Origin of the sequence: Pseudomonas sp. BSw22131 (genome assembly GCF_026810445.1) — a bacterium.
GTDB classification, from domain to species: domain Bacteria; phylum Pseudomonadota; class Gammaproteobacteria; order Pseudomonadales; family Pseudomonadaceae; genus Aquipseudomonas; species Aquipseudomonas huanghezhanensis.
Genome location: NZ_CP113949.1, coordinates 5,676,446 through 5,689,190, shown reverse-complemented (window position 1 = coordinate 5,689,190; position 12,745 = coordinate 5,676,446). Strand labels below are relative to the sequence as shown.

Annotated in this window: 10 protein-coding genes; 5 read left to right on the top strand and 5 right to left on the bottom strand. The window is 55.5% G+C overall.

What is annotated here, in order from left to right; all coding sequences use genetic code 11:
• Window positions 1-63: 63 nt before the first annotated feature.
• Window positions 64-1,707: a PI-PLC domain-containing protein gene (locus tag OYW20_RS25720; RefSeq protein ID WP_268798662.1), complete on the bottom strand. Its 1,644-nt coding sequence runs from the start codon at window positions 1,705-1,707 to the stop codon at window positions 64-66.
• Window positions 1,708-2,012: 305 nt separating this feature from the next.
• Between OYW20_RS25720 and OYW20_RS25715 the strand changes: the two genes are divergently transcribed.
• The 3 genes from OYW20_RS25715 to OYW20_RS25705 all read left to right on the top strand — a co-directional run bounded on the left by OYW20_RS25715 (window position 2,013) and on the right by OYW20_RS25705 (window position 5,812).
• On the top strand, window positions 2,013-3,071 hold the full coding sequence (locus tag OYW20_RS25715; protein WP_268798661.1) for a PA0069 family radical SAM protein: 1,059 nt from the start codon (window positions 2,013-2,015) through the stop codon (window positions 3,069-3,071).
• Between the two features lie 323 nt (window positions 3,072-3,394).
• Window positions 3,395-4,126, top strand: coding sequence for a carbonic anhydrase (locus OYW20_RS25710; protein ID WP_268798660.1), 732 nt, complete (start codon window positions 3,395-3,397; stop codon window positions 4,124-4,126).
• Window positions 4,127-4,270: 144 nt separating this feature from the next.
• The gene (locus tag OYW20_RS25705; RefSeq protein ID WP_268798659.1) at window positions 4,271-5,812 is read left to right on the top strand and encodes a SulP family inorganic anion transporter; all 1,542 of its coding nucleotides are present in this window, start codon (window positions 4,271-4,273) and stop codon (window positions 5,810-5,812) included.
• A gap of 139 nt (window positions 5,813-5,951) precedes the next feature.
• Here the strand turns inward: OYW20_RS25705 and OYW20_RS25700 are convergent, their stop codons facing one another.
• Window positions 5,952-6,605, bottom strand: a complete 654-nt coding sequence (locus OYW20_RS25700) for a hypothetical protein (protein WP_268798658.1) — start codon at window positions 6,603-6,605, stop codon at window positions 5,952-5,954.
• Between the two features lie 331 nt (window positions 6,606-6,936).
• On the opposite strand from OYW20_RS25700, the gene OYW20_RS25695 reads away from it, so the two are divergent.
• Complete coding sequence (locus OYW20_RS25695) at window positions 6,937-7,572, top strand: SCO family protein (protein ID WP_268798657.1); 636 nt, start codon at window positions 6,937-6,939, stop codon at window positions 7,570-7,572.
• A 91-nt stretch (window positions 7,573-7,663) separates the two neighbouring features.
• Here OYW20_RS25695 and OYW20_RS25690 read toward each other — a convergent pair whose 3' ends face one another.
• From OYW20_RS25690 to OYW20_RS25680, 3 genes are all read right to left on the bottom strand, one after another.
• Complete coding sequence (locus OYW20_RS25690; protein WP_268798656.1) at window positions 7,664-8,437, bottom strand: MetQ/NlpA family ABC transporter substrate-binding protein; 774 nt, start codon at window positions 8,435-8,437, stop codon at window positions 7,664-7,666.
• 70 nt (window positions 8,438-8,507) lie between these two features.
• Complete coding sequence (locus tag OYW20_RS25685; RefSeq protein ID WP_268798655.1) at window positions 8,508-9,182, bottom strand: methionine ABC transporter permease; 675 nt, start codon at window positions 9,180-9,182, stop codon at window positions 8,508-8,510.
• A complete protein-coding gene (locus tag OYW20_RS25680; RefSeq protein WP_268798654.1) occupies window positions 9,182-10,189 on the bottom strand; it encodes a methionine ABC transporter ATP-binding protein in 1,008 nt (335 codons plus the stop codon). Before OYW20_RS25680 ends, OYW20_RS25685 begins: the two co-directional genes overlap by 1 nt.
• Before the next feature lie 380 nt (window positions 10,190-10,569).
• On the opposite strand from OYW20_RS25680, the gene katE reads away from it, so the two are divergent.
• Window positions 10,570-12,729: a catalase HPII gene (katE, locus tag OYW20_RS25675; RefSeq protein ID WP_268798653.1), complete on the top strand. Its 2,160-nt coding sequence runs from the start codon at window positions 10,570-10,572 to the stop codon at window positions 12,727-12,729.
• Window positions 12,730-12,745 lie beyond the last annotated feature (16 nt).

Below are 12,745 nucleotides of genomic sequence, written 5' to 3'. Positions count from 1 at the left end.
GCAGTGAAGCGGGAGGATTTTCGCCCTCCCGCTTAGTTTACCGACGGACTGTGTTGCTTGAGTTTATTGTTTACCGCCAATGTAGCCAAAAGAGATTTTGCCGTCGATGGCGTTGCCGTGATGGATCACTTCCACAGTGTCACTTTTGTAGTTTCGGTCGAAGCTGGGGATGGTGACAGGCAGGGTAATATTTCTCAGAATTTTTACCTCGGTTCGACCTTGGTTGAAGTCTCCATCCGGATGACCCGTCAGGGTAAATGAACTGCCTGCTTTTGCTTTTACAATAACCGCCGACCGGATTTCGTCGTTAGAGCATCCGAACGCGTTATTTTTCATTTTTAAGTTATATCCGTGTGCAAACGGAATGACGCAATCAAGGTTCTGGCTTGCATTCCCTCCCTCATAAAAGGCGACTGAGGAATCGGCGAAGCCAGTGGGTGTCCCACCGATGTTTATACGCGAGAGCTTGCCGTTCAGACCATTGTTGCGATTGTATACGGCTTGGTAGTGTTCATTGTTGTGATGACTTTCAAAGTTGGGCAGCAACACATGCTCCTGAATACCGATGTCTCGCTTTACATCAATGATCAAGTGATCGTCTTGCTTATTGCCGCTTGGGCTGTCGAATAGTGTGATGCGAGTGCCTTTTGCAACGCCGGACAGTGTCAACGACTTGGCTTCGTCATTTTCACAACCGTTGGCTTTTAAATTAACAACGCCGTGGGTTGCAGGGATTACGCACACCGCATCCTGAGCCTTGTTGGCATTAACATCCTCGTAAAAATAGATGCCGCCATTGTTCAGCGCATTGGTGTAGCGATCAGCCTCGCCACTCTTGTAGTTGTTAACGCCGATGAAATTGGGGGTGACGCCGCAGTTGTCAACGCGACGCATGAGGTAAGTCAGGTTGTTGTCGTAGGCTGCCGAGTCCAGGGTCGTGGAGCTCCCATGATGAAATTGATTCATCAGAAAGAGTGGTTTCCACTGCTTCCAGTTTTTACTGGTGGCCGATTGAATAGCGATAGGCTTGTTGCCCCAGCGCGTTGGGCAAGACCAGTTATGTTGCTTTTCGAGACTGGAAGCTAATAGCCCTAATGTTGACCAGTGGTTTTGCACGATCCAATCCTGGTCAAACAGGACGGTGATGGTTTTTCCATTGACCTTATACTCCCCGCCAATGTCGCGCTTGTCGGTCATCATAATGAGTCGGTTATTATTGTTTGCCATTTCGCTCAGGGTGGGCCAGCGTCCGGCGGCGAAGTTGCCCGGGTTAAAAGAAACATCGGCCAGTTCAGGTAGTGTGTTAAAGACAGTTTGCAGGTCATCCCGCGACACATAAGTTTCCAGAAACAGAGTGACCACTTCCTTCGGATTAGCCCTGAGGAACGGAAGGAATTCATTTTTTAGCTGTGCGGACAATGGACCGTAGCAAAAATTAGTTGTATGGCAAACCCTGACGCGTTCTTCTGGCCGAGGATTGGATGTGTTGGGGTAAAGATCAAGCATGAAGCCGCGTACGCCGTCTTTGAGTTGCTGCGGCATTTCTTTGAGGTTTTGATTGATTTTTTCGTAGGAGTTATGGGTGGTGATCCATGAATACTCGTTGAACGGTTTGTTTCTGGAGTCAATGGTTGCTGCATTGATAGGCAATGATGCCAGCGCAAACAGCGAAGCCGCCGCTGTGGCTGATGTGATGTTTTTTTTCATTTTCGAAATCCTTTTCGAATGTTGCTGGGTTAATTCTTGCAGTTTCAGGTCAGTAGAAATGTAATCCTTACATTTCGGTGCCCAGTAATAACAACCTGATATTTAAGTGCAAGAGTGAAGTCTTTTCTTCGTGTTTCGGCTCTCTGAAAAGGCTCACTGACGGGAGTCTTCCTGAATAGCGCTTTGCTGCTTTTGCAGGAATGGATTGCCGCCGCCTGTCTGGCCGCGTCGGGTTCCACAGACGGGAATGGCACGTTAAGTTTTTTCGCTGTACTGTATGAATAAACAGTACATAGGTCGCGTTTATGTCAATCACACTTCCCCCTCGCGGTCGAGGCACGGCCGCCAATCCCCACAACCGATTCGCGCCCAATCGTTCGGTAGCCGAAGATGATGGCTGGTATCAGGAAGTGCCCATTACGCAAGGCACAACAGTCACCGTCGAGACAGCCAAGAGCATCATCACCCGCAATACCTCCCCGGACATCCCGTTTGATCGCTCGATCAATCCGTACCGAGGCTGCGAGCACGGTTGCATTTATTGTTATGCCCGACCCAGCCATGCGTATTGGGAGATGTCGCCGGGGCTGGATTTTGAGACCAAACTGATTGCAAAGACCAATGCGGCGGCGCTGCTTGAGCAGCAATTGTCCAAACCGGGCTATACCGTCGCGCCGGTTACGTTGGGCGCCAATACTGATCCCTACCAACCCATCGAACGCGACTACACGATCACCCGCGCCACGCTTGAAGTGCTGCTGCGATATCGCCATCCCGTGACAATCATCACCAAAGGGTCGTTGATTCTTCGCGATCTCGATCTCTTGGCAGAGCTGGCCAGGTTGCAATTGGTCTCGGTGTTTATCAGCCTGACCTCGCTCGATGATGAGCTCAAACGCATCCTCGAACCGCGTGCGGCAGCGCCCAAGGCCAGACTTCGGGCGATTCGCGTGATGAGAGACGCAGGTATTCCGGTGGGTGTGTTGCTCGCGCCGATGATTCCGATGATTAACGACATGGAGCTTGAGAGCCTCTTGGCTGAAGCCAAGGCCGCCGGAGCCTTGGCCGCCAGCTACGTGATGTTGCGACTGCCATTGGAAGTGGCGCCACTTTTCGAAGAGTGGTTGCAGGCGCATTATCCGCAAAGGGCGGAGCATGTGATGAGCCTTGTGCGGCAGTCTCGCGGGGGCGAGGTATACGACAGCCGTTTCGGTAGCCGGATGCGTGGCGAGGGCGTGTTCGCAGATCTGCTGGCACAGCGCTTTAGCATTGCGGTGAGAAAATTGGGGCTTAATCAGCGCGACAGCTTCAAGCTCGATTGCGATGCGTTTTCCCCGCCCGGCAGACAGATGTCTTTGCTTTAAGCGCAGGTCGCAAAAGGTACGCTGCTGGTAATACCCCCCGTAAACAGGGACTATTTCTATCGTTTGACGGATTTATCCTGTGTAGGCACGCTTATATAAATGGACCCGCGCTCGCCGTTGTCCGGGTTGGAATTAAGATTTTCTTAACCACAACCCGCGAGCTAGAGCGATGCATTCAGTTTCAATTAAGTTTGGGCCGTTATGGTGGACTTGAGACAAGCGATCAGTCGCGCGACAGATGACATGTTCACGGAAAGAGAGACATGGGTCATCCTTCAGTCATTAACGGAAATTCCACATTTATCCGTCAGAGAGGACGAGACATGAGTGACATTGATAAGCAGCCTTCGATTGCGCCGGTAGATGGTTTGCCCGCGGCCGAGACCGCTGAAGTAGCGCTTCGGCAGATTGTCGACGGCTTCAAGCATTTCCGCACTAACATCTTCCCTCAACGGGAAGAACTGTTTAAAAAGCTCGCGACCGCTCAGCAACCGCGTGCCATGTTCATCACCTGTGCTGATTCTCGTATCTCGCCGGAACTCATCACCCATAGCTCACCTGGCGACCTCTTCGTCACCCGCAACGTCGGTAACGTCGTTCCTCCATATGGCCCAATGAACGGTGGCGTTTCCACTGCCATCGAATACGCGGTCATGGCGTTGGGTGTGCATCACATCATCGTTTGTGGTCACTCCGATTGCGGCGCGATGCGGGCTGTTCTCAATCCGCATACCCTCGAAAAAATGCCCACGGTAAAAGCTTGGCTGCGCCACGCTGAAGTCGCTCGCACGGTGGTTGAAGACAACTGCAATTGCGCAGGCGAGAAAGAAACGATGCATGTACTCACTGAAGAGAACGTCATCGCGCAGTTGCAGCATTTGCGTACTCACCCTTCAGTGGCGTCGAAAATGGCGAGCGGTCAGCTGTTTATCCACGGCTGGGTTTACGACATCGAGAGCAGTGAGATTCGCGCATACGACGCCGAAAAAGACTGTTTCCTGCCGCTTGATGGCGACCATCCGACGCCGATGGCGACGCCAAGGTCTCGTTTCTAGAGACATCCCCACGAATATCGTGTTGCCGGGCGTGTGAATCTGATACACCACTGACGGTTCGATCCTCATTCAAGCTCGCTGCGGTGGCGTTATAAACGCGCCGCCGGGCGTTGTCACGTCTGAAGAAATTGCCGGAGAGTCGTCATGGCTACTACAAATCTGAAGTCCCTTTTCCCTCAAGGACTACCACGAGAGCTGATGGCTTCCGTCGTAGTCTTTCTGGTCGCTCTGCCGTTGTGTATGGGTATTGCCATTGCATCGGGCATGCCCCCTGCCAAAGGCTTGATCACCGGCATCATTGGTGGCTTGGTCGTGGGTTGGCTGGCGGGTTCGCCGTTGCAGGTCAGTGGCCCGGCCGCAGGCCTTGCCGTGCTGGTGTTTGAGCTGGTTCGCGAGCACGGTATGGCGATGCTGGGGCCGATCTTGCTGTTGGCCGGGCTGCTGCAACTGTTGGCCGGGCGCTTCAAGCTGGGTTGCTGGTTCCGTGTCACGGCGCCTGCGGTGGTCTACGGGATGCTGGCCGGGATTGGCGTGTTGATTGTGTTGTCGCAAGTTCATGTGATGTTCGACAGCGGACCCAAGCCGTCCGGGCTCGACAACCTGATCGGTTTCCCGGAAACCTTGCTTAACGCCATTGGCCCCGGTACGGGTATGCAGGCCGGACTGCTGGGTCTGGGTACGATTGCCGTGATGTGGCTGTGGGAAAAACGTCGTCCTCATGCACTGCGCTTTGTCCCCGGTGCCTTGTTGGGCGTCGGGATTGCTACTGCGGTCAGCTTGTTCATGAGCTTGCAGGTCAAGCGAGTTGAAGTGCCAAACAACCTCGCTGAAGCGATCGACTGGCTTCGGCCCGCCGACCTGCTGAATCTGGCAGACCCTGCCATCCTGATCGCTGCGATTGCGGTGGCATTCATTGCCAGCGCTGAGACCTTACTGTCGGCAGCAGCAGTTGACCGCATGCACGATGGTCAGCGCTCAGACTTCGACAAGGAGCTGAGCGCGCAAGGTGTCGGCAACATGCTCTGCGGCCTGCTCGGTGCGCTGCCCATGACCGGTGTAATCGTGCGCAGTTCGGCCAACGTTCAGGCCGGTGCCAAGACCCGCATGTCAGCGATTTTCCATGGTGTGTGGCTGCTCGCGTTCGTATTGCTCTTGTCCAGCGTGCTGCAGAGCATTCCAGTGGCAAGTCTGGCGGGCGTTCTGGTCTACACCGGATTGAAACTGGTTGATCTCAAGGCGCTGCGCGGATTGGGTCGATATGGTCGGATGCCGATGTTCATTTATGGCGCGACGGCCAGCGCAATCATCCTGACTGACTTGTTGACAGGCGTGCTGGTGGGCTTCGCGTTGACGCTTGTGAAACTGGCACTCAACGCATCGCGTCTGAAAATCAGCCTGGTGGATTTGTCTGTAGAGGGTGAGATGGAACTGCGCCTCAACGGCTCGGCGACTTTTCTCAAAGTGCCTGCGCTGACTCAGGCATTGGCGAGCGTGCCGCCCGGCACAACGCTGCATGTGCCACTGGGCAACCTGAGCTACATCGACCACTCCTGCCTTGAGTTGCTCGAAGAATGGGGCCGCGCCAACGCAACGCAGGGCTCGCGTTTGATCGTCGAGCAGAGGTTGTTGAAGCGTCGTGTAGAAGGGCGTTTACGCACTACAGTCGGAGGGGCCGCGTTGCATTGATCGGCCGGAACATGGCGCATGAACTGCGCCAGCGGCAGCAGTGGTTCGACCCAGCTGCCGCCCCGGCTGTCGGCGCGAATTCATTTGCGAGACGTGAGAATGGATAAGATCCCTTAGCAGCCTCGCCAACAGGTTGGCCCTACAGGCCGATGTTGTTTTCCATTTCAAGGCCTACGCCTAGCTGCCGTGAAAGACTTGGCCAGCGCTTCCAGGCCGCTTCTGTGTCCGGGCTGCTGAGTCGCTCGCGGTAGGCCTCCACCGATTCCAGTGAAAAGCTTTCCTCGTTGAGCAACTCGTCTACAGCGTGATGCACTGCTTCATCAAGCTGGTTGGCGAACACCTCGCCAATCAGGTTGTGCGCGATCACGCTCGCAACGGTGGTGTCGGACTGAATCAGCGGCCGGCCTAGGTGCATGATGTACAGGTCATTAACTTCTTCGACCAGGCGATGCGCCAGGTACGCTTCGTCAAGCAGACTTTCGAGACCGTGGTGCCCCGCCATGATCGCAGGCGGCGCAAGGAAAAACTGCTCGGCAATCTTCAGCACCGGCTTGATCTGATCCTCGATCCCCGCTTCTTGTGCCACGTTATATGCGGCGTCCAACAGGTCGGGCACCTGATCGATGTATGCGCTGACAAAACGCGTCAAAACGCCTCTTCCGTCGACATCAGGAAGGTGGATGGTCGGATGCAAATGGGGCAGTTGTGACTCGAGCTGACGCAACAGTTGACCTGTGGCAGCCTCGTGTTCCTGTGCTCGTTTGATCTGCTCGCGCAATGCGGCGGTGTTCATGAGCGCTCCTGAAGGCAATGAATCAGGCCGTGATTATAGGGGAAGTCATACGTTAGCCTGTTCACCGATTCGCCTAAGACGCAATTGTCATAACAACTTCACGGTTATGTGCGCCGGCTATTAAAAACCGCAAAAATGCGATTTCCAGATGAGCTGCGTGCTTTATCTGCTCTGTTCAATGGCGCTGCGGGCAAGGTTTCTGCATCGGGCCGTCGTGCTGTACCGTAATGCCCTGCCGCATGCGGTGATCAACGGACTCAGATTTTCGATTGATGACGTGTTCTGTGGTTTATCGCTTTGCTCGTAGATCACTAATTAATGTTGAGTGTTTATGACTCGAACCCAGAAAACCGTTTTGATCTTTGTGGCCATCTTCGCGCTGATCCTGGGCCTGGCGGTCAATCTTGTGCTGTCGGGTAACGGCCAAGGGGATCAGACTGCGTTGATCGACGCCGGTGTGATTCTGCTGCCACAAAGCCGCGAGATGCCGGACATCAAAATGATTGACCAGGATGGTCAGCCGGTGGCAATGAATGAGCTGAACGACAAGTGGACGCTACTGTTCTTTGGATACACCTTCTGCCCGGACATCTGCCCGACCACCCTCGCCCAGTTGCGTCAAATCAAAAGCGAGCTGTCGAAAGAGACCGTTGACGCGTTACGCATTGTCTTGGTCAGCGTTGACCCGAATCGCGACACGCCGCAGCAGCTGAAAACCTATCTGGGTTACTTCGATCCGTCTTTCATCGGACTGACAGCTTCTTCGGCAGCCGATCTTCAGAAAATCGCCAATGCCGTGAGCATTCCGTACATCCCGGCAGACATCAGCAAACCCAACTACACCGTCGATCACAGCGGCAACCTCGCCCTTCTTGGCCCGGATGGCACGCAGCGCGGCTTTATCCGCTCGCCATTCAAGAGCCAAAAGCTGGTCGTTCAGCTACCAGAACTGGTCAAGAGAAATTGAGAAGCGTGCAGCGGACTTTACGGGACAGGATTTTGACCCTGCCCCGAGGTTTGCGGCGTTCTTGGTTTTTGCTTCTGCCTAAGGCCTTGCATCAAAACGCGGGGACGACTGCGCCTTTGTACTTGTCGATGATGAACTGCCGGGTTTCCGGACTGTGCAGTGCGGCAACCAGTTTCTGGATCCCAGGGGCATCCTTGTTGTCTTCGCGGGTGACGAGGATGTTCGCGTAAGGCGATTCAGCGCCTTCGATGATCAGTGCATCCTTGGTCGGATCAAGCTTGGCTGACAGCGCATAGTTGGTATTGATGAGTGCCAGATCCACCTGTGTCAGCACGCGAGGCAGGGTCGCGGCCTCCAGTTCGCGGAACTTCAGGTTTTTCGGATTCTGATCAACATCACGCGGCGTTGACAGAATGTTGCCTGGATCCTTGAGTGTTATCAGCCCGGCCTTTGCCAGCAGCAGGAAGGCCCGGCCTTCATTGGTCGCATCGTTAGGCATCGCGACGGTGGCGCCGTCTGGCAGCTCGGCGAGGCTTTTTAGCTTGTCGGAATAGGCGCCAAAGGGTTCTACGTGAATCTTCGCCACGCTGACCAGCGTCGTCCCCTTGCCCTTGTTGAACTCATCAAGATAAGGCTGGTGCTGGAAAAAGTTGGCGTCCATGCGCTTTTGATCGACTTGCACATTCGGCTGAATGTAGTCGTTGAAGACTTTGACGTTCAGCGTCACGCCTTCCTTGGCCAGCATCGGTTTGACGAACTCAAGAATCTCGGCCTGCGGGACAGCGGTCGCCGCGACGGTCAGTGTTTCATCGGCGTGGGCCGACAGGGCAACAACGGCGGCGAAGGCAGCCAAAAGCTTTTTCATGCGTTTACTCCTGGAATGCACGCTGCAGAAATACAACGTGCATTTGCCGATCAGCAATCGGCCAATTCTGTTAACGGTGTGAGAAGTGGGCGACAAGCTTGTCGCCGACGGTTTGCAGGATCTGCACCAGCACCAGCAGCAATACGACCGTCACGAACATCACATCGTTCTGGAATCGCTGATAACCGTAGCGAATGGCCAGATCCCCCAGACCGCCAGCGCCGACCGCACCGGCCATCGCGGTAAACGACACCAGCGCAATCGCGGTGACAGTGATCGCCGCCAGAATGCCTGGACGCGCCTCCGGAAGCAGCGCCTTGACGATGATCTGCCGCGTGGTCGCACCCATGGCCTGAATGGCTTCGATGATGCCTCGATCCACTTCACGCAGTGCGGTTTCGACCAGTCGGGCAAAAAACGGTGTGGCGCCAGCGATCAGGGGCGGCAACGTACCGAGGATACCCAGCGAAGTGCCGGTGATGACTTCGGTCAGGGGCATCATCACGATCAGCAGGATAATGAACGGCAACGCCCTCAGCATGTTGACGATCAGGCCAACCGTGGCATACAGCGGTTTGTTCTCGAGCAATTGGCGCGGCGATGTCAGGAACATCAGCACGCCCAGCGGCAGGCCCAGCAATACGGTGAACGCAAGGGACACGCCCAGCATGATCAGCGTGTCGCCCGTCGCGAGCCAGATCTCGTACCAGTCCACGTTGGAAAACAGATTGATGAGAGCCTCCATCAGCGCAGCACCTCCATGTGAACATCGGCGGCCGTGAAGCGCGCGAACGCTGCGTCCATGTCGCCTCCGGTGATGGCCAGCGTCAGTTGTCCGTAGGGCGTGTCTTTGATGCGATCGATACGCCCGGCGAGGATGCTGTAGTCCACGCCTGTTTCACGCGCTACGGTGCCGAGGAGCGGCGCGTAGGTCGCCTCACCCTGGAACGTCAGACGCACGATGCGACCTTGAACGTGAGCGAAGTCGTTGCGCTGTTCGTTTTCGTCGAGCTGCTCGTCTTCCTGCACGAAGCGTCTGGTGGTCGGGTGCTTGGGATGCAGAAACACATCGGCCACAGCGCCTTGTTCCACAATCACGCCAGCGTCCATGACCGCCACCTGATCGCAGACACGCCGGATCACGTCCATTTCGTGGGTGATCAACACAATGGTCAGCTTCAGTTCGCGATTGATCTCGGCGAGTAACAGCAATACGGATGCCGTGGTTTGCGGGTCGAGCGCACTGGTCGCCTCGTCACACAACAGAATTTTTGGCTTGGTTGCCAGGGCCCGTGCGATGCCAACGCGCTGCTTCTGGCCACCAGATAACTGCGAGGGGTACTTTTTGGCGTGGTCGGACAGGCCGACACGTTCCAGCAACTCTGCCACTCGCTGATTGATCTGGTCGGTGGACATATCACCGGCCAGGGTCAGCGGCATGGCGACGTTGTCGGCCACGGTTTTCGAAGACAGCAGGTTGAAGTGCTGAAAGATCATTCCGACCTGACGACGGAAGCGACGCAGGCCGTCAGCGTCGAGCGCTGTGACGTCTTCGTTGTCGACAAGGATCTTGCCGCCGCTGGGCGCTTCCAGACGATTTATCAGCCGCAGCAGTGTGCTTTTTCCAGCACCGGAATGACCGATCAGGCCAAACACCTGGCCGTTCTCGACGCGCAGGCTGGTGGGATGCAAGGCTGGGATTTCCCTGCCGGCGACCCGATAGGTTTTATGGACGTTATGAAACTCGATCACGTGGCGAACCTTGTGGGGGCGCGGTAAAAAATCAATCAGCGGACCGTATTCACACTGACTGCTGGAGCGAAGCCACTTTAGGACACTGTCGCCTCGGCTGGATAAACCGGGCGCGCATTTTAGCCTGTCCCGCCGGGGTTGGGCTCGGCGTTCTTAGCATTTATTTCATGCGTCCTCTTCCAAACGGTAATAAGGATGTGGGCGGTAAGCATTTTTTGAAAGGTAGACCGAAGGTAGGAAAAAACACGGAACGCAGGTTTTTCTCCCCAGTCATTACATACGTACTGTGATTTCCCTGTGCGCTGTTCGGGAGATTTTTGCTTACAGAGCCCACTCTTGTTTCACACATGTGGGCCGTCCGAACCGAGGAGTTTTGTCTGATGGCTACCAAGAAACCTGTTAACACCCCTGACGGTCAAACCAGTGAAATGGCAGGCGCTGACACACTGGACCGTGGCAACACCAACACCAAGCTCGACAGCCTCGAGCAGTTTCGCTCTGATGCAACTGGCCAGGCGCTGCGCACCAACCAAGGTGTGAAAGTCTCTGATAACCAGAACACTTTGAAGGTCGGCGCGCGCGGTCCGTCGTTGCTCGAAGACTTCATCATGCGTGAGAAAATCACGCACTTTGACCATGAGCGTATCCCGGAGCGCATCGTCCATGCGCGCGGTGTGGGCGCCCACGGCTACTTTCAGACTTACGAAAACCACAGTGCGTTGAGCAAAGCCGAGTTTCTGCGCGATCCGGGCAAGAAGACCCCGGTGTTTGTGCGTTTCTCAACCGTTCAGGGTTCACGTGGATCGGGCGACACCGTGCGTGACGTGCGTGGATTCGCCGTCAAGTTTTACACCGACGAAGGTAACTACGATTTTGTCGGCAACAACATGCCGGTCTTTTTCATCCAGGATGCGATCAAGTTTCCGGATTTTGTGCACGCTGTAAAACCTGAGCCGCATAACGAGATTCCAACCGGTGGTTCGGCTCACGACACGTTCTGGGACTTTGTCTCCCTAGTGCCGGAATCGGCGCACATGGTGCTCTGGACCATGTCTGACCGTGCGATTCCAAAAAACCTGCGCAGCATGCAGGGCTTTGGTATCCACACCTTCCGCCTGATCAGTGCCGAGGGGAAATCCACGTTCGCTAAATTCCACTGGAAGCCCAAGTTCGGCACCTGCTCACTGGTGTGGGACGAAGCGCAGAAGCTTGCCGGTAAAGACACGGATTTCCACCGCCGCGATCTTTGGGAATCCATTGAGATGGGTGACTACCCAGAATGGGAGCTGGGCGTGCAGCTGGTTGCTGAGGAAGACGAGCATAATTTTGACTTCGACTTGCTCGACCCGACCAAAATCATCCCGGAAGAGCTGGTGCCGGTAACGCCGCTGGGCAAGATGGTGCTCAACCGTAATCCGGACAACTACTTTGCCGAGACTGAGCAAGTAGCGTTCTGCCCTGGTCACGTTGTACCCGGCATCGATTTCTCGAATGACCCTCTGCTGCAAGGACGTCTGTTCTCGTATACCGATACACAGATCAGCCGTCTGGGCGGGCCTAACTTCCACGAGATCCCGATCAACCGTCCGGTCTCCCCGAACCACAGCGGTCAGCGTGACGCGCAACACCGCATGACTATCGACAAAGGCCGTGCTTCCTACGAGCCGAATTCGATCGACGGCGGCTGGCCGAAAGAAACGCCATCAGCTCCGGTCGATGGTGGTTTTGAAACCTACCCTGAGCGGGTTGAAGCACACAAAGTACGTGAGCGCAGCGAGTCGTTCGGTGACCATTTCTCGCAAGCCACGCTGTTTTTCAACAGCATGAGCCACCACGAGAAAGAGCACATCATCGCCGCTTACAGCTTTGAGCTTGGCAAGGTGGAGCGCGAATATATTCGTGAGCGTCAGGTGAATGAGATTTTGGCGAATATCGATCTGGAGCTGGCCAAGCGTGTTGCGGCCAACCTCGGTCTGCCAGCGCCATCTGCCCCGACTGTACCGACCAGAAAAGCCGCCAAGACCACTGTTGATAAATCTCCGCTGCTGAGCCAGGAGAACCTGCTGCCCGCTGACATTTCTTCGCGCAAAGTGGCCATTCTGGTTGCTGACGGCGTGGACGAAAAAGCGGTTGAAGCAATGAAGGCTGCTGTTGAAGCCCAAGGCGCGCACGCCAAGGTGCTGGGTCCAACCTCCGCGCCGGTCAAAACTGCAGGCGGTAAAACGCTTGCGGTGGATGCCTCGCAGGAAGGTCTGCCATCGGTTGCGTTCGATGCGGTGTTCATCCCGGGTGGCGCAGCGTCTGTCAAAGCGTTGAGTGGCGACGGTGTGGCGTTGCATTACGTGCTCGAAGCCTACAAGCACTTGAAAGCCATCTCGTTTGGTGCTGATGCGAAGGAGCTGATCGACCTGCTGCGTCTGGAGGAAGACGCAGGTCTGCTGGCGGTGTCGGACAGCAAGTCGTTCAATGCCTTCTTCGATGCGATGAAGCAGCATCGGGTGTGGGCACGCGAGCCAAAAGCTAAGGCGATTCCGGCTTAACGTGTAGAAGTAAAGG

Coding starts and splice junctions, on each gene's coding strand:
- OYW20_RS25720 (WP_268798662.1), bottom strand. CDS start 1,707: ATGAAAAAAAACATCACATCAGCCACAGCGGCGGCTTCGCTGTTTGCG.
- OYW20_RS25715 (WP_268798661.1), top strand. CDS start 2,013: ATGTCAATCACACTTCCCCCTCGCGGTCGAGGCACGGCCGCCAATCCC.
- OYW20_RS25710 (WP_268798660.1), top strand. CDS start 3,395: ATGAGTGACATTGATAAGCAGCCTTCGATTGCGCCGGTAGATGGTTTG.
- OYW20_RS25705 (WP_268798659.1), top strand. CDS start 4,271: ATGGCTACTACAAATCTGAAGTCCCTTTTCCCTCAAGGACTACCACGA.
- OYW20_RS25700 (WP_268798658.1), bottom strand. CDS start 6,605: ATGAACACCGCCGCATTGCGCGAGCAGATCAAACGAGCACAGGAACAC.
- OYW20_RS25695 (WP_268798657.1), top strand. CDS start 6,937: ATGACTCGAACCCAGAAAACCGTTTTGATCTTTGTGGCCATCTTCGCG.
- OYW20_RS25690 (WP_268798656.1), bottom strand. CDS start 8,437: ATGAAAAAGCTTTTGGCTGCCTTCGCCGCCGTTGTTGCCCTGTCGGCC.
- OYW20_RS25685 (WP_268798655.1), bottom strand. CDS start 9,182: ATGGAGGCTCTCATCAATCTGTTTTCCAACGTGGACTGGTACGAGATC.
- katE (WP_268798653.1), top strand. CDS start 10,570: ATGGCTACCAAGAAACCTGTTAACACCCCTGACGGTCAAACCAGTGAA.